Raw genomic sequence first — 23,125 nt, 5'->3', positions numbered from 1 at the left:
GGAAGTACATGTACGAGGTGTCTTCTTGTCAACCCGCTCCGGCTGCACTCGATCGCCGATGGTGCGCCCCGAAGTGGTCACTGGCGAGGATGCCTCGCTAACCGCTCCTGCCGAGAACCAGCAGTTCGACCGCGTCGTCGACCTCTGTGGCGTCGGTGATGTCGCAGCGCACCGTGTGCACCCCCGGGGGCGCGTCGTCGGTCCGCATGTCCAGGACCGCCACCCGGGCGCCGCGGTCGCGCAGGAGGGTGGCCGTGGCGGCTCCGATGTCTCCGGTGTCGGCCGTGACGATCGCTCCGACATCGTGGAAGTCGCTCATGAGGCCGTCCTCACTGCACTCGACCGGGGGTTGACGTGGATCTTGGGGCCGGGCCCTGCGTCCGCCGGGCGCCGTCCGGCGAGGACGGGGCCGACCCCATCGAGGCCCACGGTGGCCGCGATCAGCGGTCGGGGGGCTACCGTTCTGTCGGCGTACGCCTTGATCGTGGCCTCGAGGCCCGGCGAGGCTGACAGAATGCCGACCGCGGTGACGTCCTTGAGGGCGAGCGTGCGGGTGTCGATCCTGCTGGGTTCGCCCGCCAGCCCGATGTACACGACGCGTCCGGCGGGCTCCACCAAGTCCAGGGCCAGAGCCGGGAGTCGGAGCGCGTTGGACGCGTCGACGACCGCGTCGAAAGGCAGGTCGAGGACCTCATCCTCCCGCCACACGTGCGCGAAGCCCAGTGTGCGCGCGAAGGCGAGGGAGCTGTCGGTATTGCCCAACAGGTGCACTTCCGCCCCGGCGGCCCGGAGGAACATCGCGACCAGCAGGCCTATGGTGCCCGGTCCCAGCACCAGGACTCGGTCCCCGGACCCGGCCTCGGTGGCCCGGGCAGCCCGCAGCGCGTTTCCGCCCGGTTCCAGCAGTGCTCCGAGTGCGGGGTCCACGGAGTCGGGCAGGGCGTGCAACAAACCGACCGGAACAGCGAGTTGCTCGGCCAGGGCGCCGGGACGTCCGGTCCGTACGCCCACCTCGTGCCGCCTTTCGCAGACATGCTGGTGTCCGCGTCGGCAACGGCGGCACTTCGTATCGAGAACTACTGCGTGCCTCTTCGCTCTCCATGACAGGCCCTGGCGATGCCCACGACGTACGCCGTGGCGAGCGTGGGTCGACCGCTGGGGCGATTGGCGGGTTTGTGTCGGAGCCGGTCCTGAGCCCACCCCTTCACCCAGCGCCGACACGTGACGAGCTCCGGCACTGGTGTTCGGTACCGCGCACCTGGCGCGGTTACTGACACGTCGAGTCCGCGCTGCTGTTCTCAGACTTACCTTCCTCGTCGTAGGCACGGAGGGCGACCGCAGTGAAGGTTGTCCGCCTGGCGTCAATGTCGCGTTCGCGGCGCCTGCCGTCGACGGCGTAGAGGATGAACGACCGCGTTCTACCTCATGATACTCGGTATCAGGTTGAGTCTTTGCTGTACCCTTCTTGTATGTCTGAAACCGCTCGCACCACCGACCAGTCCGCACGTAAGCCGCCCGGTCTGCGCGAGCGCATGCGTGCGACGGTTCGGGCGGAGGTGGTCGAGGTGGCGCACCGGCTCTTCACCGAGCAGGGGTTCGACAAGACCACCGTCGACCAGATCGCCGCCGAGGTGGGTCTGTCGCGTGCCAGCCTGTTCCGGTACTTCGGCACCAAGGAGGACATTGTCCTGGGGCGCCTGGAGGAGTCCGGCCGCCAGATCGCGGAGGCGCTCGCAGCCCGCCCCGACGACGAGCGGCCGTGGGAGGCACTGCGCCGGGCGTTCGACGTCCTGACGCGGATGAACGAGGCAGCGCCCGAGCAGGTACTCAGTTATCTGCGCATGCTCCAGGAGACCCCGTCCCTGCGCGCGCGGCACCACGAGAAGCAGTTGGGCTGGCAGGAGCTGCTGGTGCCGGAGGTCGCCGCGCGGCTGGGGGCTGACCCCGACCAGGCCGAGGACACAAGGCCGAGCGCACTGGCCGCTGCCGCGCTCGCCTGCCTCGACGTGGCCTCCCAGGCGTGGGTGGCCTGTGAGGGCACGGTCCCGCTGGCCGTGCTGCTCGACCGGGCGATGGGCGCGCTGGCAGCGTAGTCCGACCTGTCTTCCGGCTGATGTCCGCGCCCGGGAGTCCCGCGGAACCAGGGAACGTCCCCGGTAGAGGTGCAACTCGGTGCCCACGCCTGCCTGAATCATGCGTTGTGTGTACATCATTCCTTCGTCCCGGAGCGGATCGAACCCGCAGACGCAGACTATGTAGCGTCGAACCCTCGTCAAGGTAACCCGCACGAGGTGCGTCGGCAGCAGCGTGGGCCGGCGTCGACGGACGCGATGGTCTGGATGGTGGCGCGGCGCGCTGGTGACGGCATGGGTTGTCAGTTGCCCGGCGGAGCGCTCGCGACCGCGGCGACCTCGGCTCTCGCGCACCGCTTGGGCCGTCTGACCTGGCAGCGCCGCCAAACGATGGCGCCCTCGGGGCGCAGCTTCTTGGTGACGTGGTGCTCGGCCTCCGCGATTACCGCATCGGCCGCGCGGGGGTCGTCGCGGCCACATGACGACGGTTGATACTGCGGTCGCTGCGCCCGCCCACTGGGAGCGAACGGTCAACAGTTGGCCGAGATGGGCCACCGGGCCTTGCCGGAGAGTCCGGCTCAGCGGTAGGCGCCCTGGCCGACGGGGCGGATCAGGATCTCATTGACGTCGACGGTGGCGGGTTGGGTGACGGCATAAAGGACCGCGCGGGCGATGTCGCCAGGTTCGAGTTTCGGGTCGTGGGCGCGTTCGGACGGGATGCCGCCGGTGTCGACCAGGCCCGGCTGGACCAGGGTGACGCGGACACCGGTTCCGACGCACTCGGCGCGGATGTTCTGGGCGAGGCCGTTGACCGCCCATTTAGTGGCCGAGTAGAGGTTGCCCGGCCGTACCCCCCGACCGGCCGCCGACCCGGTGAACACGAGGTGACCGCCGGAGGCGACCAGGGCGGGCAGTGCGGCGCGTGCCGTCAGGGCGGGTCCATAGACGTTGGCGAGCACCATGTCCCGCCACTGGTCCGGTGGTGCGCCCTGAGTGCCGAGGAAGCTCGTGACCACACTGGAGCCGGCGTTGGCGAAGGCAACGTCCAGCCGGCCCCAGGTGTCCTGGACCTGACGGACTAGTCCGCTGATCTGGTCCCAGTCGGTGACGTCGCAGGCAACCGGCAGGACTCTGTCAGGGCTGCCCAACTGTGCGGCAAGTTCGCTCACGGAGTGGTGGGTTCGCGCGGCGAGGACCACGCGGTATCCGGAGTCGACGGCCAGTCGGGCGGTGGCGGCCCCGATGCCTCGGGAGGCTCCGGTGATCAGGAAGACGGGATCGTTCATGCACGTCAGATTAGTCATCACGAGCGCAACCGGTCTAGACCACTGTGCTAAGTTTTGCCACCAGACAGCGAAGGGGAATATCCGTGGACTTTCGTGACGACTTCGGGGCCGCGATGCGTGCCCATCTCCGCATGATCGAGGAACACAACGCCGCCGCTCTGGACGTGGTGGCAGCGCGGCTACTCGATGTGGCGCGCACGGGTCGGGTCGTGCACACCACCGCGGCGGGCCACAGCGTGGCCGCGGTCCTGGAGACCTTCTACCGCGCCGGCGGACTGAGCTGTGTACGCCCCTTGTTCCATCCGGCATTGCTGCCGCTGAACGGCGCGCAGGCAAGTACCGAGTTGGAACGAGTCAGCGGGCTGGCGGCGACATTGGTCGCCTCGGCGGGCGTTCAGCCAGGCGATCTTGCCGTCGTTTTCTCGAACTCGGGCGTGAACGCGTTCCCGGTCGAAGCGGCTCACGAACTCAAGCAGCGCGGGGCCTACGTCGTGGCCGTTTCCTCACGCCTCCACATGACACAGGCGCCCGCACGATCCTTCGCCAAGCTCGGTGATCTGGCGGACACGGTGCTCGACACCGCGGTCCCGCCCGGTGACGCGGTCGTGCCCACGCCCAGCGGAGCGACCGCGTCGATTTCCACGATCTGCTCCGCCTACCTGTGGGATCTGCTGCTGGCGCGTCTGGCCCGACTCTCCGTAACCCAGCAGGTGTCTCTCCCCCTCTGGCGCAGCTCCAATCTTCCCGACGGCGACGCGATCAACCAGCGATACCTCGACGACTACCGGGCGGCCATCCCGATGCTGTGAGCCGTTGAAGCGGCCGGGACTCCTCCCAGGGAGAAGGCCGTCCCAGAACGGACCTCGACCCGCGTGTGATCGTGTCGAGGTTCGTTTCACCGGCTTCGGCCCGCTGACATGGTCAGCTCCAAGGGCGCGAGGTCGGCACCCCCGCCATGGCAGTCGCGGGAAGGCGTCTGCCGCCGTCACCGTCCGGCTGCTGAAGGAACTGGCCTCCACGCGGCCCGAGCCGGATGCCGCGTGCCCGCTGACCGAACGCGAACTGGCCGTCGCCCGGCTCGTCGCGGTGGGCCGCACCAACCAGGAGATCTGCGAACCGCTGGCGGTGTCACCGTCCACCGTCAAGACGCACCTGGCGAGCATCCAGCAGAAGATCAACGCACCGCAACCGGGTCGAGATCGCCGCCTGGGCGTGGGAATCCGGCAGGGTGCGGGAGCGGTAGGAGCGGCTTCGCGGCTTGCCCGAGGTCCTCAGTGAGGGACACCAGCATCGAGGCGTTCGTCTTTGATGCGCTCGGCGGTAGAAGTCCTTGCCGCTCATGCGGGGGGGTGTCCAAGGAACACACCTGAGGTTGCGTGAGGGCGGCAGCCCAGTAGTCCGGCCCTTTCGGTGCGCACGAGCAGGCGTTCAGACCGCGTGACAGCTGGCGGCGCAAGGTGCGAGAGGCGCCGATGACTGTGCTGCGCGGGACGTGCCAGTCGGTGCCGTAGCACAGCGCCTTGTGGATCTCCTTCAATGAGCCAGTCGGCCGTGCGCAGCCGTCGCCTGCCAGGGCAACCGCGTCAGGAACGCGGCGGGTCCGGTGACGCTGTGCGCAACACGTCCAGCCCTCGGGCCAGTTCCCTGAGACCACCGCAGAGTGGCGCGAGCAGCCGACTACTCAGTTCTGCCGGTCCCCGGCGCGGATCAGGCCGGTTTCGTAGGCGATGACGACGAGTTGGGCGCGGTCGCGGGCGCCGAGTTTGGCCATGGCGCGGTTGACGTGGGTTTTGACGGTGACCGGGGTGACGAAGAGATGTTCGGCGATGTCGGTGTTGGACAGGCCGGTGGCCACCAGGGACAGCACCTCGCGTTCCCGGGGGGTCAGCGTGGTCAGCCGATGGGGGTCGAGGAGGCCCCTGGGGGCGGCTGGGCGAGAACGCGGGTAATAAGACCCTTGGTGGCTGCGGGAGAGAGCAACGCCTCGCCGGCCGCGACGAGGCGGACGGCATCGAGGAGTTGGGCCGGCTCGACTCCCTTGCCGAGGAAGCCGCTCGCGCCGGCCCGGAGGGCTTCGATGACCAGCTCGTCCTCCTCGAAGGTCGTGAGCACGAGGACCTTGACTCCGGCCATGTCCTCGTCCTGGCCGATCAGCCGGGTGGCCTCGATACCGTCGACCTCGGGCATCCGGATGTCCATCACGACGAGGTCGGCGCGTTCTGACCGGGCCAGCTGGGCCGCCTCCCGGCCGTTGGAGGCCTCCGCGACGACCTCCATGTCCGGCTGGGCGTCGATGAGCAGCTTGAAGGTGCCGCGGAGCAGGGCCTGGTCGTCGGCGAGCAGGACGCGAATGGTCATGGGTGGTAATTACCTCATGGTGTGTCAGACGGTTGTGGGGACGAGTGAGAGCGGCAGTTCGGCGACGACCTGGAAGCCGCCTTCGGGCCTCGGACCGGCGGTGACGGTGCCGCCGATGGCGATGGCCCGCTCGCGCATGCCGACCAGTCCATGGCCGGTACCCGCGCCCTTGGGTGCGCTGGGCCGGCCGTCGTCAGTCACTGTGACTCGAAGCGAGTGCGGACCGTACTCCAGGGTCACCGTCGCCTGGGTCGCGGAGGCGTGTTTGTGGGTGTTGGTGAGTGCCTCCTGAATGATGCGGTAGGCGGTCAGCTCGCTGGTGGGCGCCAGCGGTGTGGACGGACCGAGGGCGTCCACCCACACGGACAGCCCGCTCGCGCGAAACCTCCCGACGAGGGTGTCGAGATCGTCCAGGCGGGGGATGGGGGCCCGTGATGCCGGTGCGTCGTCGGGCTGGCGCAGCAGGCCGACGGTGGCGCGCAGCTCGTCGAGTGCGGCGCGGCTGTTGTCCTTGATGTGGGCCAGGGCCTCGTACGCCTGGTCGGGGTTGGCCCGCATGAGATGGTGGGCCACTCCTGCCTGGGCATTGACGAGGGTGATGTGGTGGGTGACGACGTCGTGCAGATCGCGCGCGATGCGTACGCGTTCCTCGGTGACCCTGCGCCGGGCCTCCACCTCCTGCATACCCTCGGCACGTTCCGCGCGGTCCCTGGCCTCCGCGAGGTGGTCGCGGCGGTTACGGACGGCGCGGCCCAGCGCGGTGGCCGCGATTGCGAAATCGAGCCGTAGCAGGCTGGGGCCGCCTGCTACGGACTGCGAGTGGGTGGCAGCGTACACACCCGTGATCGCCACGGCGGCGGCGAGGCCGACGGCCCACGCGGTGCGCCGACTGCCGAGGGCGGCGAGCGTGTACAGCGCGATGAGGGCCGCCCCTGGAGTCAGGGAGATGTACGGGGCGACGGCCATCAGTGTGAGTTCGCCCGCCAGGGCGACGAGGGCGACGGGCAGCGGCCAGCGGCTGCGGACCACCAGCGGCACGCAGGACAGCGCTGTCCACATCACCTCGCCCCAACGGGGCTCATGCCAGGCGGACGTGCCGACGGCGGTCGCCGCCACGGAGACCACGATCAGCGGTACCGCTGGGAGTGCGTCCCTGACCCGGTCATGACGAGCCAGCCACTGCCGCCACACCATTCTCACGTCCATTCCCTCACTGCAAGGAGCGCGGGCCGGCCGAAGGCCGGGCCCGCCCAGGTCTTCGTCGGCCTGCTTGTGCTGGTCGGTCCCTCGTGTCTTTGGACTAGTCGGTCAGCCCGGCTGTCTGTGGCTCCCGCACCGGGTCCGACGAGGGTGTCGGCTGGTCCGCGGGGCCTTCCACGGACACGCGGGGCAGTGCCTGGTCCAGTCGGCGGGGCAGCCACCAGTTGGCCCGTCCGCACAGGTGCATGAGCGCGGGGACGACGACCATCCGGATCAGCAACGCGTCGAGGGCCACGGCGACGGCGAGGCTCAGCCCGAACTCGGAGATCACCCGCATGCCGCCGAACACGAAGGAGCCGAAGACGCAGACCATGATGGTGGCGGCGACGGCGATCACCTTGCCGGTCTCGGCCTGGCCGACCCGCACCGCCCGTCGGCTGTCACCGGTGTGGGCCCACTCCTCACGCATCCGGCTGACCAGGAAGACCTGGTAGTCCATGGACAAGCCGAACATGATGCCGACGACCAGGATCGGCACGAATGACTCGATCGGTCCGGCGGCGCCGAGCCCGAGGAGGGAGGCTCCGAAGCCGTACTGGAAGACGACGACGATCGCGCCGAAGGCCACACCGATGCTGAGGATGTTCAGAACCGCGCCCACTGCGGGGATGAGCAGGCTGCGGAAGGCGACGGTCAGCAGCAGGAAGCCGAGCGCCGCGATCACCAGCACGAACACAGGAAGCTTACTCATCAGGACTGACGCGAAGTCGTCGTTGCTCGCGGTGACACCTCCTACGTAGACCTTCATCGACGTGCCCTGCTCCGCCTTCGGGATCACGTCGTGACGAAGGCGGTGGATCAGGTCGGAGGTGGCCGCCGACTGCGGGGAGGACGTCGGGACGACGGAGATCACACCGACGGTCTGTCCGTCCTTCATGGGCGCGGCGGAGGTACTGGCGACGCCGTCGACCTGCTCGAGCGCGGTGACCAGCTTGGTTTCGGCCGCCTTGTCGGCGGGAGTGGGGGCCTGGACGGAGAGGACGAGGGGCCCGTTGAAGCCGGGCCCGAAACCGTCCGCGATCATGTCGTAGGCCTGACGGTTCGTCGACGTCGTGGGCAGGTTGCCATCGTCGGAGGCGCCCAGGCGCAGCGACAGCGTGGGCAACGCGAGCGCCGCCAGCACGGCTAGGGCGACCAGGCCCAGGGCCTTGGGGTGGGACTGCACCCGGGCCGCCCACCGACCCCACCAACCGGTCCACGTCCCGAAAACGCCCGTCCCACACGTGAGTTGGCGGAGCTCGCCGCGGCTGAGGACCCTGGGCCCGATCATGCCGAGCAGGGCCGGCAGCAGAGTGACGGCGGCCAGTACGGTCAGGACGACGGTGACGGCCGCGCCGATGGCCATGCCGTTGATGATGCCGACGTTAAGGGTGAGCATGCCGAGCAGGGCGACGACCACGGTCAGGCCCGCGAAGACCACCGCCCGACCGGAGGTGTTGAGGGACTTGGCGATCGACTCAGCGACGCCCATGCCCGCCATCAGGTTGGCGCGGTGCCGGTTGACGATGAACAGGGCGTAGTCGATGCCCACGCCCAGGCCGATCAGTGAGCCGAGCGTCAAGGTGGTGTCGGACAGCGTGATGACGTGGCTCAGGAGGATCACCGCGACCGCGGAGGTACCGACGCCGACGACGGCCGTGATGATGGGCAGCGCCGCCACCCACACCGCGCGGAAGACGAACAAAAGCACCACGAAGGCAAGGGCTATGCCCATGACGTCGGCGACCGGGTTCGGAGCGGGGTTGACGGTGAACGCCTGCCCGTTCAGTGCGATGTGCAGGGTTGCGGACCCGGGTTCCGTGGCCAGCTGCTTTGCGTGGTCGATCTGTGTGTCGCTGGCGCCCTGATCGAAGGTGACGGTGGCGTAGGCCGTAGCGCCGTCCTTGCTTATCTGCCGTGCACCGGATGCCGTGTACGGGCTGCTCACCGCGGCGACCCCCGGCGTGTCGGCGATGCGCTTCAGTGCACCGGTCATCGCCCGTTCGGCCGTGGGTTCGGTGACCTTGCCGTCTTTCAGCTGCCACACGATCCGGCTGGTCTTGCCCGCCGCGCTGTTGGCGGCCTGCTGCAGCAGGGCAGTGGCTTTCGCCGAGTCGGTGTTCTGTGCGGTCGGGCTGTTGCCGAAGTTGCTGCCAACCGCGCCGACCCCGGCGCCGAGGGCGAGCAACAGGCCCACCCAGGCCAGGACGACGGCGAGCCGGTGCCTGTGGCACCAGCGGGCGAGAGAAGACATCGACGAGCCTTTCCAGGAAATGCCGTGAGAGTGGGCCGCTGATCACGGCCCACTCTCACGCTCGCAGTTCCGCGCTCTCTCGTCGTTGGCCCTAGGCAGACACTTGCTTCTACTGCGATCGCAGCAGAGAGGGCGAGGCATGGCCCGCGTTCGGTGCGGGCGCAGGCGTACGCCGCCGGGTCTGGCACAAGCCGGGGGCCGGGCGTCTGTCGCGGGCCGTGAGAGGGGGATCGCATCCTTGTCGGGTGGTACTTGACCGTGCTGCGTGGTGCTGTTCCGCTTGGCCGTCATGACTCGGTCCTGGCCGGCACCGTCACGAGATCCCGCGCAGGCTTGGTCCTCCGCAGCAGGCGGCCGCGTACCCGTGCGCCTTGCATCACGACTGTCGTCGATGGTCGGACCGCCCTGCCTACTACTGGCAGACGTACCAACGGCAGTGGTACACACCCGGGTCGTCCCAAAAGTGTCTGCTCGTTGGATCGCGCCGCGTGCCGCACAGTGGATGCCGTGCCGCACCGATGGCCCGGTGAGGCGGCTGCCGATCGTATTTCATCCCCGGCCGCCGCACTCCTGCCAGGCCGATGGGCGGCCCTGCCCGCCGCCGCGCGAACCGTGCCCCGAGTAGCCGGCGCCTGACCGGCACCGCCGCGGACGCGGCAGCCACGACGCTGCCCGGCGGGCCGCTCGCACCAGTAGTCGCTCACGCCCCCACCAAGGAGCTCCCCCTTGTCCCGCCGTTTCCTCTTCATCCTCGGCAGCCACCGCAGCAACGGGAACACCGAGTTGCTCGCGCGCCGGGCCGCCGCGCAGCTGCCCGCCGACGTCGAGCAGGAGTGGATCTCGCTCGCCGAGCATCCGCTCCCCGACTTCGACGACCTGCGGCACGGCGCGGGGCACACCACACGGCCCGAGGCGGGCAACCTCGCGCTGCTCTTCGAAGCCACCCTCGCCGCGACCGACATCGTGATCGCCTCCCCGGTGTACTGGTACTCGCTGTCCTCCCACACCAAGCGCTACCTGGACACCTGGACGTCCTGGCTCTACAACCCCGAGCTCGACTTCCGGGCGGCCATGGCCGGACGCACCCTGTGGGGCGTCACCACCTCCGCGGGTGAGATGCCCTGGCTCGCCGAACCACTGGTCACCACCATCAACAACTGGGCCGCGTACATGCAGATGAACTTCGGTGGTGTCCTTCGCGGCAACGGCACCGCACCAGGTGACGTCCTGAACGACGCCGAAGCGCTGGCGCGCGCGAAGACGTTCTTCGCCCAGGACGCGCCGCCCGCCCGCTTCCCGGGCGGCTACACACGGCCCGAGTCCGACACGGAATCCGCCGCGTAACAGCTCGCGGCACCACTCGTTACCGCCACCCGTCTTCCGCCGACCGAGAGAATGGGCATGTCCACCGAACTCCCCGAGTCACCACCTGCTCCCCCCGAGGTGTCTCAGGACGCCTCTTCGTCCGCTCCGTCGCGGCGCACGTTCATCGCAACCACCGCCGTCGGCGGCGCGGTCGTCGCGGGCGGCCTCATAGCGGGGCCGTCCGTGTTCGGAGCCGAGCCCGCGGAGGCCGTCGATGCGCCGCCCAGCAGCCGCGTCTCCCTGACCGTCAACGGCGAGCGCCGCACCGTCACGGTCGACAACCGGACCTCGCTGCTGGACCTGGTGCGCGAACACCTCGGGCTGACCGGCTCGAAGAAGGGCTGCAACGCCGGTGCGTGCGGCGCCTGCACCGTCCTGGTCGACGGCCGCCGGGTCAACTCCTGCCTGACCCTGGCGGTCCGGCTGGAGGGCGCCGAGGTCATCACGATCGAGGGTCTGTCGAAGGGGGAGCGGCTGCATCCACTGCAGCAGGCGTTCATCGACCAGGACGCCTTCCAGTGCGGGTACTGCACCTCCGGCCAGATCATGTCCGGCGTCGGCTGCATCGACGAGGGCCACACCGGCTCACCGGAGGAGATCCGGGAGTTCATGAGCGGCAACATCTGCCGCTGTGGCGCTTACGTGAAGATCGTGCGGGCGGTCGAGCAGGCCGCGCACGGGAATTGAGGCACGGTCCCCATGCATCCCTTCTCCTACACCAAGGCCGCCGACACCCGTGAGGCCCTCGACGCGGGCCGCGCCGGCGGCCGTTACATCGCCGGCGGCACCACGCTGGTCGACCTGATGCGCGAGACCGTCGAGCGCCCCCACACGCTGGTCGACATCAGCGCCCTGCCGCTGCGCGAGATCACCGTCACCCGGCGCGGGGGCCTGCGCATCGGCGCGCTGGTCCGGATGTCCCAGGCCGCCGCCCACCGGGGGGTGCGCGCACTGTTCCCGGTGATCTCGCAGGCGCTGGAGCTGAGCGCGTCGGCGCAGCTGCGGAACATGGCGACCATCGGCGGCAACATCATGCAGCGCACCCGCTGCACGTACTTCCGTGATGTGACCGCCGCCTGCAACAAGCGTGAGCCGGGCTCGGGTTGCGCGGCCCTGCACGGCGTCAACCGCACCCACGCGATCCTCGGCACCTCCGACGACTGCGTGGCCACTCACCCTTCCGACGTCGCCGTGGCGTTCACGGCTCTGGAGGCGACCGTGCACCTGCTGGGGCCGGACGGCGAGCGCACCGTGCCCTTCGCCGACTTCCTGCTCAAGCCGGGCAGCACACCGCACCGCGAACAGGCCCTGCGCCGGGGTGAGTTGATCACAGCTGTCGAGATCCCGGCCCTTCCGCGCCCGCTGAAGTCGGGCTACCTGAAGGTGCGTGACCGGCAGTCGTACGAGTTCGCGCTCACCTCGGCGGCCGTCGCCCTGCACATCAGCGGCGGAGTGATCCACGAGGCCAAGGTCGCCGCCGGGGGCGTGGGCACCGTGCCCTGGAAACTGCCCGCCGTCGAGCGGGAGCTCATCGGGCGGCGCCCGTCCGACGCCCTGTGGGCGAAGGCCGCCGAGCGGGCGGCGGAGGGGGCTCGGCCCCTCGAACACAACGGTTTCAAGGTCGAGTTGCTCAAAAGGACCGTCGAGCGCCAACTGCGCGTCGTAGGAGGTGGCAAGTGAGCCCGCAGCCGCAGGCAGCCGTCGGTGCGCCGCTGTCCCGGGTGGACGGGCGGCTGAAGGTGACCGGTCAGGCGAAGTACGCCGCCGACCACGACATCGACGGCGTGGTGCACGCCGTGGTCGTCGACAGCAGTGTCGCCCGTGGCCGTATCACCGGCATCGACACGCGTGCCGCCAATGCCCAGCGTGGAGTCCTGGGGGTCATCAGCCACCTCGACAAGCCCAAGCTGGCCTACCGCGAGAACCGGGTCAGCAATGCCTTCCCGGGGGAGCGGCTGCACGTCTTCCAGGACGACGCCGTCCTGTTCTTCGGCCAGCCGGTCGCCGTCGTGGTGGCCACCACGCTGGAAGCCGCGCAGCACGCCGCGAGCCTGGTGAAGGTCTCCTACGACGCCCAGCAGCCGTCGACCGACCTGACCCGCAGCCCGGCCCAGGACGGGCCGGCGCCCTTCGAGGCGCCCTACAAGCGGGGCGATGCCCAGGCAGCGCTGGGTGCCGCGGACGTCCGGATGGAGATGACCTACCGGCTCTCGCGCAACCACCACAATCCGATGGAGACGCACGCCACCATCGCCCGCTGGGACGGCGACAAGCTCACCGTGTGGGACAAGACCCAGTGGGTGATCGGCACACAGAACGAACTGGCTGCCGTGTTCGGCATCCCGCTGGAGAACGTGCGTGTCCTCTCGCCGTTCATCGGCGGCGCGTTCGGCAGCGCCCTGCGGGCCTGGCCGCACGTCACCATCGCGGCGCTCGCCGCACGCGAGATCGGCCGCCCGGTGAAACTCGCGCTGACCCGCAGGCAGATGTTCTTCACGGTGGGCTACCGGCCCGCCTACGAGTACAAGCTGCGCCTGGGCAGCACCCGGCGCGGGCGACTCACCGCGATGACCCACGACTTCAAGTACGAGACCTCCCGCTACGAGCAGTTCTGGGAGGCCAACCAGGCGCTCGGGCAGATGCTCTACGCCGTGCCCAACGTCAGCCAAAAGGCCCAGATGGTGCCGCTGGATGCGAGCACCCCGCTGTGGATGCGCGGCCCCGGCTACAGCAGCGCCGCCTTCGTCATCGAGACCGCGATGGACGAACTCGCCTACAAACTCGGCATCGACCCGATCGAGCTGCGGCTGCGCAACGAACCCGGCGAGGACCCATCGACCCAGCAGCCCTTCTCCACCCGGCGGCTTGGCGAGTGCTTCCGCGTCGGCGCCCGCGCCTTCGGCTGGCACCGGCGCAACCCCACGCCGCGCTCCACTCGTGACGGCGACTGGCTGATCGGCACCGGCGTGGCCACCGGCTGCTACGACGTCTTCCGCGGACAGGCCGAGGCTCACGCCCGGCTCGACGCGGACGGCACCGCGGTGGTTCAGTCCGCGACCCACGACACGGGCACGGGCACGTACACCTCCATGACCCAGGTCGCCGCCGACGCCCTGGGACTGACGGTACGCAACGTCACCTTCCGGCTCGGCGACTCCGCCATGCCGCCGGCCCCGGCCCAGGGCGCCTCGCAGACCATGCTCAGTGTGGGGTCCGCCGTCCAGGACACCTGCGACAAGCTGCGGCAGCAGGCCATCGCCCTAGCAGTGGAGGATGAGCGCTCACCGCTGCACGGCGTCGACGCCGACGAGGTCGTGGTCCGCGGCGGCCGACTGCATGTGAAGGGCAACACCGCGCGCGGGGAGACCTACCGGCAGCTCCTGGCCCGCAACAACCGCACCCACCTGGAGGCGCGCGGGTCGTACACCCCGGAGGAGGAAAGCCGGTTCTCGATGTACGGCTACGCCGCGATGTTCGCCGAGGTCGCCGTCGACGCCCGGCTCGGGCTGGTCAGGGTACGGCGGATGCTCGGCGTGTACGACGTCGGCCGGATCATCAGCCCCAAGCTCGCCGAGAGCCAGGCCGTCGGCGGCATGGTGGGCGGCATTGGCGCCGCCCTGCTGGAGCACACGGTCACCGACCACCGCGACGGCCGGATCGTCAACGCCAACCTCGCCGACTACCTCGTCCCCGTCAACGCCGACATCCCCGACCTCAAGGCGGTCTACCTCGACGGGGAGGACTACAAGGCTGGCCCCATCGGTGTGAAGAGCCTCGGCGAGCTCGTGCAGATCGGCGTGGCACCCGCCATCGCCAACGCGGTCTTCCACGCCACCGGACGCCGCGTCCGCGAACTGCCCATCACCGCCGAAGCCCTGATGTGAACCCCGGGGCGGCAAAGGAGCCCCTCCGGCCACCCGTACGGGGCACCGAAAGCCGCCCATTGAACGGCCCGCTGTCGCGCCTCGATCCCCCCATGCCGGCGCGGCGGCGGGCTCCCCAACCTCCCCAGGAGAGCCACTCATGCTGAACATCGCGGACACGTTGTACCGCTGGTGCCGCGAGGCCCGCCCCTTCGCCCTCGCCACCGTCATTCGGGTCAGTGGCAGCGCACCCCTGCCGCCCGGCACCGCACTCGCCGTGGGCACGGACGGCGAGGCAGTCGGCAGCATCTCCGGAGGATGCGTGGAAGGCGCCGTCTACGAGCTGTGCCAGCAGGTCCTGGAGTCCGGCGAACCTCCCATCCGGGCCTCCTTCGGCTACTCCGACAACGACGCCTTCGCCGTGGGCCTGACCTGCGGCGGCGAACTGGAGGTCCTGGTCCAGCGGATCGACCCCGCCGACCAGCCCCACCTCACCACCGCCCTCGAACAGGTACTGGCCGGTGTGCCCGTCGCCGTGGCACAGGTGATTGACGGGCCGCGGCGCTTTCTCGGCCGCAGCCTGTCCATCCTCGGGGGCGGCAGCGCGTACGACGGCACACTGGGCAGCCGTCAGGAGGACCGTACGGTGGCCAACCGGGTCCGCGCGCTGCTGCGGGCTGGCCGGACCGCCCGCGTCGAGGTCGGCGGGGACGCCGACACCTGCCCGGAGAAGCTGACGCTCCTGGTCCACATCCACGCGGAACCGCCCCGCATGCTGATCTTCGGCGCCATCGACTTCGCCGCCGCCCTCAGCCACGCCGGACGCTTCCTCGGCTACCACGTCACCGTCTGCGACGCCCGCCCCGTGTTCGCCACCGCCGAGCGCTTCCCGCACGCCGACGAGGTCGTCGTCGACTGGCCCCACCGCTACCTGGAGCACGCCGAGGTCGACGCCCGCACCGTGATCTGCGTCCTCACCCACGACGCCAAATTCGACATCCCCCTGCTTCGCACGGCCCTCAAACTCCCGGTCGGCTACATCGGCGCGATGGGCTCCCGACGCACCCACGAAGACCGTCTGGAACGTCTACGCAAGACCGGCACGCCCGAAGAGCACCTCGCCCGCCTGCACTCACCGATCGGACTGGACCTCGGCGCCCACACCCCCGAGGAGACGGCGATCTCCATCACCGCCGAGATCATCACCCACACTCACAACGGCACCGGCCTGCCCTTGTCCCGCGTCCCCGGTCCCATTCACCGGTCGGTCTCCGCAGCCCGGATGTCACCAGCCGCCGTCCTGGTCGCATGACCACGCGCAGAGTCGTCACGCGCTCTCTGCCGAGCGACCACACCGACACCGGTGAGGAAATGCCCCGCGTGCTCATCGACACCCACGGCCGGGTGGCCACCGACCTGCGGGTCTCCCTGACCAGCCGGTGCGACCCACGCTGCACCTGCCGCATGCCGGAGCAGGGCCTGCGCCGGCTGACCAAGCCCCACCTGGTCACCGATGACGAGATCGCCCGCCTCGCCGGCATCGCTCGACGGTATCGCAGCTACCCGCGCCGCCAGGCCCCGGTCTCAGCGCAGCGGCTCCATCTCCCAACTGGCCAACGTCCGCAGGGCTTCTTCCGACCGGGAGCCAGGCTCGGCGTGATAGGTGACCAGCCGCATCGGGGCGCCCCCGGGCAGCGCCATGGGTTCATGGACGAGGTCGAACTCTCCCACCGCCGGGTGCCGCATCCGCACCAGGTCGCCCCCGCTCCCGCAGATCACCTCGTGCCGTGCCCACAGCCGCCGGAATTCCTCGCTCTTCTGCGACAACTCCTGGATCAGCGAAGAGAGGTGGGGGTCCCCGGGGCTCTTGCCGGCGTTCATCCGCAGCACGCCGGCGACTTCCAGGGCCGTGCGGTCCGGGTCGGCGAACCTCTCGCGCGCCTCGGACGAGAGGAAGATCAGCCGGGCCGCATTGCGCTCCTCGGGCTGCAGCCTGCCCCAGTCCCCGAAGACAGCGGCAGCGAGCCGGTTCCACCCCAGGACGTCCAAGCGCCGACTGACGACATAGGCGGGCACGCCGAGCGCGTCGAGCAGATGCTGGACGCTGGGCCTCAGCCGCTGCGGGGGAGGAGCGGCCTGCGTCGGGCTCTGCCGCTCGGGCTGGGCCAGCCGGATCAGATGGTCACGCTCCTCCTGGGGCAGGCGCAGGGCGCGTGCGACGGCCTCCAGCACTTCGGCCGACATGGTGTCGCCGTAGCCCTGTTCCAGGCGCGCGTAGTACGCGTACGACACCCCTGCCAACTGCGCCAGCTCCTCTCGCCGCAGTCCGGGAACCCGCCGTCGGCCGTACGAGGGCAGTCCCACGTCCTCGGGGCGGATCCGGGCTCTGCGCGACCGCAGGAACTCCCTCAGCTCGGTGCGGCGGTCGAGTCCGGACGTCACTTGTTCACCGGGCGCCACATGTGAAGGCATCTGTGCCCTCCAGTTGTCAGACGTGCCTCGCTTGTGCGGAGCAGCGTACTCCATCGACCCAAAGACTCGACTTGATACTCAGTATCATCTCGATGTAGAGTCTCCTATCAAGACTTCATCTCGAACGAAAGTGTTCTCATGAGCAAGATCTGGTTCATCACCGGTTCCTCGCGCGGCCTCGGCCGTCAGTTCACCAAGGCGGCCCTGGAGCGCGGCGACAAGGTCGCGGCGACCGCCCGCAACACCGACTCCCTGGCGGACCTGGTGGCCGCGCACGGCGACGCGATCCTTCCGCTGACCCTGGACGTCACCGACAAGGCCGCCGCCTTCGCGGCCGTCAGGCGGGCGCACGAGCACTTCGGGCGCCTGGACGTGGTCGTCAACAGCGCCGGCTACGGCCAGTTCGGCGCGATCGAGGAGCTCACCGAGCGCCACGCACGCGACGCGATGGAGGTCAACTTCTACGGCCCCCTGTGGGTCACCCAGGCGGTCCTGCCCGTCATGCGGGCGCAAGGCAGCGGCCATATCGTGCAGATCTCCAGCGTCGGCGGCGTCGTCGCCTTCCCCTTCGTCGGTAGCGACGCCGCCGCCATGTGGGCTCTGGAGGGGCTCACCGACTCCCTCGCGCAGGAGGTGGCCGGCTTCGGGATCAAGGTCACCCTCGTGGAGCCCGGAAGGTTCGCCACCGACTGGTTCACCTCCGCCGATTTCCCCGAGCGACTGCCCGCCTACGAAGAGCTGCACGCGGCCGTGGACGCCACCTACGACGCCGTCTCGAAGGGTGACCCGGCCGCCGTCGGTCCGGCCATGCTGAAGCTCGTCGACGCCGAGAACCCGCCGCTGCGGATCTTCTTCGGCGACTTCCCCCTCCATCTCGTCCCGCAGGCCTACGCCGAGCGGCTGAAGACCTGGCAGGAATGGGCAGACGTCGCCACCCAGGCCCAGGGCGAAGCCGCATAACCAGACGTAGAAAGCGCCCTCGCGTTGTCCCGGTCGGCGCGCGGGCGTTGCTGCTCCTGCTGCAGGCGTGCGTAGTACGCGTACACCCTCGGTCCGACCGAGCCGGCTCGTCGCGCCGCCGACCGGGAACCCGCCGCTGGACGTGCGTGGGCGCGCCTGCGCCCTCAGGCCGGGGCCCGGGCCCTACTCGACAGCTCGCTGCAGTGCCAGCCGTAGACTCCAAGACGAGTTGATACTCAGTATCATCTCGATGTAGAGTCTCCTATCAAGACTTCATCTCGAACGGAAGTGTTCTCATGAGCAAGATCTGGTTCATCACCGGTTCCTCGCGCGGCTTCGGCCGTCAGTTCGCCAAGGCGGCCCTGGAGCGCGGCGACAAGGTCGCGGCGACCGCCCGCAACACCGACTCCCTGGCGGACCTGGTGGCCGCGCACGGCGACGCGATCCTTCCGCTGACCCTGGACGTCACCGACAAGGCCGCCGCCTTCGCGGCCGTCAAGCGGGCGCACGAGCACTTCGGCCGCCTCGACGTCGTCGTCAACAACGCCGGCTTCGGCCTGTTCGGCGCGATCGAGGAGCTCACCGAGCGCCACGTCCGCGACCAGATGGAGACCAACCTCTTCGGTGCCCTGTGGGTCACCCAGGCGGTCCTGCCCATCATGCGGACCCAGGGCAGTGGTCACATCGTGCAGATCTCCAGCGTCGGCGGCGTCATCACCTTCCCTCTGGTCGGCGGCTACAACGCTTCCAAGTGGGCTCTGGAAGGGCTCAGTGACTCGCTCGCGCAGGAGGTGGCCGGTTTCGGGATCAAGGTCACCCTCGTGGAGCCCGGCAGCTTCGCCACCGACTGGGGCGGCTCGTCCGCCGCTTTCGCCGAGCAGCTGCCTGCCTACGAGGAGCTGCACGCGGCCGTGGCCGCCAATCTCGCCAACGTACCCAACGGCGACCCGGCCGCTGCGGGTCCGGCCATGCTGAAGATCGTGGACGCCGAGAACCCGCCGCTGCGGGTCTTCTTCGGCGACTTCCCGCTCCACTTCGTCCCGCAGGTCTACGCCGAGCGAGTGAAGACCTGGCAGGACTGGGCCGACCTGGCCACCCAGGCCCAGGGCAACGCGGCGTAACCGTTTCGACAGGCACCGTCCAGAGCCGGCGCTCGTCGCCGCAGACACGACAACGGCCGGCGGGCATGCGCGATCCCTCGACGGGAGACCGCACGCCCGCCGGCCATGGCATGAGTGAGGCCCGGCCCGCCGCCACCGGGCGTGTCCTGCCCGGGCCGACGGACTCTCACGACGGTACGGTCCGGGTCGCCAGGGAAGCGGCTTCAGGCCGCCGTCACTGATCTGCCGTCGCAGAAGGAACTTCTGGATCTTTGCCGTGGTGCTGGCCGGGATGGCATCGGCCAGCTACCAGTGGCGCGTGTCTTGTGCGGGGTCCGGGCGGCCCGCAGATGGTCGTGGAGTTCGGTGGCGGTGGGCGGGCTGGCCGGGGCTGCGGCGTTGATCACGGCGGCGACCTGCTTGCCCCAGTCCGGGTCGGAGAGGCCCAGCACGGCGGCCTGTCGCACTCGGGGGTGGGTGCGAAGCACCACCTCGGATGATCATGTCCTTGGGGCGGCCGGTGACGGTTACGTAGCTAGGCCCGTCCATCAGGCCCAGTTCCCCGGTGTGCACACGTGATGTCCGGTCCAGCCGGACACCGCTGGTTCCTTCACGCGACCAGGCGCAGCCAGGCCGACGCGAGTGCTGCGTGACCGGCGGCGTCGGGTGCATACCGTCCGCAGCCCAATGCTCCGGCGCCGGCGGCATCGACACCAACCAGGCCATCAACTGGTTCGTGGCGGCCCTCCTCGGCTTCGGCCTCCACGAGGCCGCGCACATGTCGGAGATCGTCCGAGGCGGATTTCTCGCCGTCGGCCGGGGCCAGACCGAAGCGGCCCACTCCCTCGGCATGACCGGAGGCCAGACGCTGCGACGCGTGCTGCTTCCGCAAGCCCTCCGGGTCATCGTGCCGCCGTCGATGAACCAGTTCGTCAACCTGTTCAAGGCCACCTCCCTGGTCGCCTTCATCTCCGGACAGGACCTGCTCTCCTCCGTCCAGCACATCTACGCCAACAACTACCAGGTCATCCCGCTGCTGATCGTGGCAAGCATCTGGTACCTGGTGCTGGTGTCGCTGGCCACTCTGGGTCAGCACTTCCTGGAAAAGCGCCTCGACCAGGGCTACGGGCCCGCGACCCGGAAGGGGGCCACGTGATGGCTGCCATGGTGCAAGCTCGCGGGCTCAAGAAGCCCTTCGGGTCACTGACCGTGCTGAACGGAATCGACTTCGACGTCGAACGCGGCGAGGTCGTGTGCATGCTCGGCCCATCGGGCTCGGGCAAGAGCACCCTCCTGCGGTGCGTCAACCACCTGGAACGCCCGGACGCTGGCGTGATCAGCGTCGACGGCGAGATCATCGGCTACCGCCGCTCGGGCGATCAGCTCCACGAACTGCATGGCAAACAACTCGCCCAGCAACGCAGCCACATCGGCATGGTGTTCCAGAACTTCAACCTGTTCCCGCACCGGACGATCCTGGACAACGTCATCGAGGGCGCCTGCGTGGTCAAGAAGGAACCGCCCGAGACGGCCCGCGACCACGCCCGTCAGCTGCTCGACCGTGTCGGGCTCGCCGGCAAGGTCAATGCCTACCCCAACCACCTCTCCGGCGGCCAGCAGCAGCGTGTCGCCATCGCCCGAGCCCTCGCGATGCGCCCCAAGGTGATGCTCTTCGACGAGCCCACCTCCGCGCTCGACCCGGAGCTCGTCGGCGAAGTGCTCGCCGTGATGAAGGACCTCGCCCGCGAGGGCATGACCATGATCGTGGTGACCCACGAAATGGGCTTCGCACGCGAGGTCGCCGACCGGGTCATCTTCATGGACGGAGGGATGATCGTCGAGCAGGGGCTGCCACAGGAGGTGCTCGACAACCCGCGGGCCGAACGCACCCGCTCCTTCCTGGCACGTGTGCACTGACCCTCCGCAGCTTCCCAGCATGCGTACACCACCGCCCCGCGACGATCAGACCGTCCCACTGCCTCAAACTGCACAAGGACCCACATGCCCAACTTCCAGGCATCCTCGGCGGTCGCCGCCGTACAACGCCATTCACTGCGACCGCCCTTTGGGCCCGCACCGGCCGGTGCGGTCTCCGTAGCGATCGGGGAGCCGGACTTCGACACCCCCGACCCCATCGTCTCCGCCGCCGTGGAGGCACTGCGCTCCGGCGCCACTCACTACGTCGACCAACACGGCGACCCTGAACTGCGCTCCGCACTGGCCGACACCGTCTCCGCCCTCGCCACCCACACCTATCAGCCCGACCAGATCCTGGTCACCCACGGAGCCACCGCGGCGCTCGCGGCCGCCATCTTCGCGATCGTCGACAACGGCGACAAGGTCGTCATCCCCGAGCCGTGCTACTCCCTCTACAGCGACCTGGTGCGGCTCGCCGGCGGCGCCCCCGTATTCGTGCCACCGGCCGACGACCTGCACTGGGACCTCGACGCGCTGCGCGCCGCACTCCCCGGAGCAAAACTGGTCGTCTTCTCCAACCCCTGCAACCCCACCGGCGTCGTGCACTCCCGGAACGAACTGCACGCACTCGCCTCAGCGTTGCGTGCCACAGACACCCTGGTGCTGTCCGACGAGGCATACAGCGCGATCGTCTACCAGGACGACGTGTTCCCCTCGGCCGTTTCCCTCGAGGAACTGCGCCCGCGCACGATCTACTGCCAGACCCTGTCCAAGAGCTACGCCATGACCGGCTGGCGACTCGGCTACCTGGCCGGCCCCGCCGATGTGATCGCTGCCGCCGGCCTCGTCCACCGTTCGTTCAACGGCTCGGTCAACGCCGCAGTTCAGCGGGCCGCACTCGCCGCCGTCCAACACGGGACGAAGCTCGCCGAGCCCATGCTCGCCGCCTACCGTGAGCGCCGCGACGTCCTCTTCGACCGCCTGGCGGGCATAGCCGAACTGTCCGCCCCGGTGCCCGAGGGAACCTTCTACGCGTTCGCCCGCTACGACCTCCCTATTGCATCCACTGAACTCGCTGCCGGGCTGCGCGGGGCAGGAGTACTGGTCCGCCCAGGCGCGGAATTCGGGCCGAGCGGCGAGGGCCACCTCCGCCTCTCCTTCGCTGCGGACATCCCGGTACTGCACAAGGCGATGGACAGGATCAGCGAGTACCTGTACACCACCGGCGTCACTGTCGAGTGACACGACGTAGACGAGATCCGGGGCAGTGGGCGGACCGAGGCGGCGCGGGTCTGTACGGTCTTCTTCGGTGCACGGGCCGCTGGCCGGGATCCAGCTACGCCGATCACGACTGTCTACGAGTAGCGCGCTGACAGCCACGCTGCTGAATCAGCGGATGGTGGCATCGGCCGCCGGATCCGGCTGAGCGGAATCCGTCATGGCTGACTTGCGCTCTTCCGGGCTTGTCCTGCGTTGCCGAGACTCTCGCTTCAGGAAGGTTCGGGGGAGGGCGAGATGGCTGTTCAGCGTGGACGGAAGCCGGCTCGTCGTTGCGGGCGGGTGACAAGAGCAAAGCCGATCGTGCTCGGCGGAGGCGGCCTGCTCATCGTGCTGATGGTGTTCTGGTCGGAGGTGTGGCCGTACGTCGTTGGGAGCGTAGTCCTCGGCGGTATCGGAGCCGTGGGCTGGTGGCTGTGGCGCACCGACCGGAGGTTGCGTGCTCGGGACCGCCGTTGGCGCCAGGACGAGGCGGTGAAGGCCGGTCGGCGGACCCTGGCCGAGGTGGATGCGATGACGGGCACTGAATTCGAGGAGTTGGTCGCCGACTTGTGCCGCAGGGACGGGTGTACGGAGGTCCGGCGGGTGGGTGGTTCGCACGACAACGGTGCTGATGTCGTCGGTCGTCTGCCGGATGGCCGGACGTTTGTGATCCAGTGCAAGCGGTACGCGCCCAGCAGCACCATCGCCAGCCGTGAGCTACGTGATCTCCTGGGTGCCAAGGTCCACTTCCAAGCCGACGTGGCGGTGTTTGTGACGACCACCAGGTTCAGCCGTCCTTCCGAGAGGTTCGCGGTGGAGCACGGCATTCTCGCTGTGCACCGCGATCACCTCGGCTTGTGGAACAACGGAGCGTCCCTTTTGGCCCTGAGCCGTGTGAACGGTCGCGGCCAGGGGGAATCCCGTCACCGGGCGCGCTGGAAGCAGGCCTACGGGAAGTGACCGGCGTCCAAGAGCCGTT

The 23,125-nt window shown here is 69.3% G+C and carries 19 protein-coding genes and 5 pseudogenes; 15 read left to right on the top strand and 9 right to left on the bottom strand.

The features are described from left to right. Positions 1-97: 97 nt before the first annotated feature. A complete protein-coding gene (locus tag K4B79_RS14865; protein ID WP_232027047.1) occupies positions 98-319 on the bottom strand; it encodes an NAD-dependent epimerase/dehydratase family protein in 222 nt (73 codons plus the stop codon). Continuing rightward, a pseudogene (locus K4B79_RS14860) lies at positions 316-1,062 on the bottom strand (zinc-binding dehydrogenase); the annotation flags it as partial. The pseudogene K4B79_RS14860 and the gene K4B79_RS14865, both read right to left, overlap by 4 nt. 407 nt (positions 1,063-1,469) lie before the next feature. Here K4B79_RS14860 and K4B79_RS14855 point away from each other — a divergent pair. Next, positions 1,470-2,093 (top strand): TetR family transcriptional regulator, encoded by a 624-nt coding sequence (locus K4B79_RS14855; protein ID WP_232027046.1) that lies wholly within the window; start codon positions 1,470-1,472, stop codon positions 2,091-2,093. A gap of 69 nt (positions 2,094-2,162) precedes the next feature. Here K4B79_RS14855 and K4B79_RS48615 read toward each other — a convergent pair. Then, positions 2,163-2,552: pseudogene (locus tag K4B79_RS48615) on the bottom strand (alpha/beta hydrolase fold domain-containing protein); the annotation flags it as partial. A 98-nt stretch (positions 2,553-2,650) separates the two neighbouring features. Continuing rightward, positions 2,651-3,358, bottom strand: a complete 708-nt coding sequence (locus K4B79_RS14850; RefSeq protein WP_232027045.1) for an SDR family oxidoreductase — start codon at positions 3,356-3,358, stop codon at positions 2,651-2,653. 83 nt (positions 3,359-3,441) lie between these two features. On the opposite strand from K4B79_RS14850, the gene K4B79_RS14845 reads away from it, so the two are divergent. Both K4B79_RS14845 and K4B79_RS14840 read left to right on the top strand, forming a co-directional pair. After that, entirely contained in the window at positions 3,442-4,167 is a 726-nt protein-coding gene (locus K4B79_RS14845) for a sugar isomerase domain-containing protein (protein WP_232027044.1), read from the top strand. A 142-nt stretch (positions 4,168-4,309) separates the two neighbouring features. Next, positions 4,310-4,601: pseudogene (locus K4B79_RS14840) on the top strand (response regulator transcription factor); the annotation flags it as partial. 438 nt (positions 4,602-5,039) lie between these two features. On the opposite strand, the pseudogene K4B79_RS14835 reads toward K4B79_RS14840, so the two are convergent. From K4B79_RS14835 to K4B79_RS14825, 3 genes and pseudogenes are all read right to left on the bottom strand, one after another. Next, positions 5,040-5,716: pseudogene (locus tag K4B79_RS14835) on the bottom strand (response regulator). 24 nt (positions 5,717-5,740) lie between these two features. Beyond that, on the bottom strand, positions 5,741-6,922 hold the full coding sequence (locus K4B79_RS14830) for a sensor histidine kinase (RefSeq protein ID WP_232027043.1): 1,182 nt from the start codon (positions 6,920-6,922) through the stop codon (positions 5,741-5,743). 94 nt (positions 6,923-7,016) lie between these two features. After that, a complete protein-coding gene (locus K4B79_RS14825; RefSeq protein WP_232027042.1) occupies positions 7,017-9,209 on the bottom strand; it encodes an MMPL family transporter in 2,193 nt (730 codons plus the stop codon). Between the two features lie 726 nt (positions 9,210-9,935). Between K4B79_RS14825 and K4B79_RS14820 the strand changes: the two genes are divergently transcribed. From K4B79_RS14820 to K4B79_RS14795, 6 genes and pseudogenes are all read left to right on the top strand, one after another. Continuing rightward, positions 9,936-10,553 carry a flavodoxin family protein gene (locus K4B79_RS14820; RefSeq protein WP_232027041.1) on the top strand — a complete coding sequence of 206 codons (618 nt, stop codon included), beginning with the start codon at positions 9,936-9,938 and terminating at the stop codon, positions 10,551-10,553. Positions 10,554-10,610: 57 nt separating this feature from the next. After that, positions 10,611-11,261: a (2Fe-2S)-binding protein gene (locus K4B79_RS14815; RefSeq protein WP_232027040.1), complete on the top strand. Its 651-nt coding sequence runs from the start codon at positions 10,611-10,613 to the stop codon at positions 11,259-11,261. Between the two features lie 12 nt (positions 11,262-11,273). Then, complete coding sequence (locus tag K4B79_RS14810; protein WP_232027039.1) at positions 11,274-12,254, top strand: FAD binding domain-containing protein; 981 nt, start codon at positions 11,274-11,276, stop codon at positions 12,252-12,254. Then, entirely contained in the window at positions 12,251-14,458 is a 2,208-nt protein-coding gene (locus K4B79_RS14805; RefSeq protein ID WP_232027038.1) for a xanthine dehydrogenase family protein molybdopterin-binding subunit, read from the top strand. Before K4B79_RS14810 ends, K4B79_RS14805 begins: the two co-directional genes overlap by 4 nt. A 139-nt stretch (positions 14,459-14,597) precedes the next feature. Continuing rightward, positions 14,598-15,749 carry an XdhC family protein gene (locus K4B79_RS14800; protein WP_232027037.1) on the top strand — a complete coding sequence of 384 codons (1,152 nt, stop codon included), beginning with the start codon at positions 14,598-14,600 and terminating at the stop codon, positions 15,747-15,749. Between the two features lie 68 nt (positions 15,750-15,817). After that, a pseudogene (locus tag K4B79_RS14795) lies at positions 15,818-15,988 on the top strand (GTP 3',8-cyclase MoaA); the annotation flags it as partial. 33 nt (positions 15,989-16,021) lie between these two features. On the opposite strand, the gene K4B79_RS14790 reads toward K4B79_RS14795, so the two are convergent. Further along, a complete protein-coding gene (locus K4B79_RS14790; RefSeq protein WP_445276260.1) occupies positions 16,022-16,879 on the bottom strand; it encodes a helix-turn-helix domain-containing protein in 858 nt (285 codons plus the stop codon). 168 nt (positions 16,880-17,047) lie between these two features. Here K4B79_RS14790 and K4B79_RS14785 point away from each other — a divergent pair, with 168 nt between their 5' ends. Both K4B79_RS14785 and K4B79_RS14780 read left to right on the top strand, forming a co-directional pair. Continuing rightward, positions 17,048-17,869: an SDR family NAD(P)-dependent oxidoreductase gene (locus K4B79_RS14785; RefSeq protein ID WP_232027035.1), complete on the top strand. Its 822-nt coding sequence runs from the start codon at positions 17,048-17,050 to the stop codon at positions 17,867-17,869. Between the two features lie 296 nt (positions 17,870-18,165). Continuing rightward, positions 18,166-18,990, top strand: coding sequence for an SDR family oxidoreductase (locus K4B79_RS14780; RefSeq protein ID WP_232027034.1), 825 nt, complete (start codon positions 18,166-18,168; stop codon positions 18,988-18,990). Positions 18,991-19,193: 203 nt separating this feature from the next. Here K4B79_RS14780 and K4B79_RS48610 read toward each other — a convergent pair whose 3' ends face one another. Further along, complete coding sequence (locus tag K4B79_RS48610) at positions 19,194-19,457, bottom strand: AMP-binding enzyme (RefSeq protein WP_374208480.1); 264 nt, start codon at positions 19,455-19,457, stop codon at positions 19,194-19,196. Positions 19,458-19,618: 161 nt separating this feature from the next. On the opposite strand from K4B79_RS48610, the gene K4B79_RS14775 reads away from it, so the two are divergent. From K4B79_RS14775 to K4B79_RS14760, 4 genes are all read left to right on the top strand, one after another. Next, complete coding sequence (locus tag K4B79_RS14775; protein ID WP_232027033.1) at positions 19,619-20,125, top strand: amino acid ABC transporter permease; 507 nt, start codon at positions 19,619-19,621, stop codon at positions 20,123-20,125. Then, the gene (locus tag K4B79_RS14770) at positions 20,125-20,886 is read left to right on the top strand and encodes an amino acid ABC transporter ATP-binding protein (RefSeq protein WP_269463502.1); all 762 of its coding nucleotides are present in this window, start codon (positions 20,125-20,127) and stop codon (positions 20,884-20,886) included. Before K4B79_RS14775 ends, K4B79_RS14770 begins: the two co-directional genes overlap by 1 nt. An 84-nt stretch (positions 20,887-20,970) precedes the next feature. Then, positions 20,971-22,128 (top strand): pyridoxal phosphate-dependent aminotransferase, encoded by a 1,158-nt coding sequence (locus K4B79_RS14765; protein WP_232027032.1) that lies wholly within the window; start codon positions 20,971-20,973, stop codon positions 22,126-22,128. 273 nt (positions 22,129-22,401) lie between these two features. Next, a complete protein-coding gene (locus K4B79_RS14760) occupies positions 22,402-23,106 on the top strand; it encodes a restriction endonuclease (RefSeq protein WP_232027031.1) in 705 nt (234 codons plus the stop codon). The last annotated feature ends 19 nt before the right edge of the window (positions 23,107-23,125 follow it).

Source organism: Streptomyces lincolnensis (assembly GCF_021173675.1).
GTDB classification, from domain to species: Bacteria; Actinomycetota; Actinomycetes; order Streptomycetales; family Streptomycetaceae; genus Streptomyces; species Streptomyces lincolnensis_B.
This window is presented reverse-complemented; position numbering and strand designations above follow the sequence as displayed.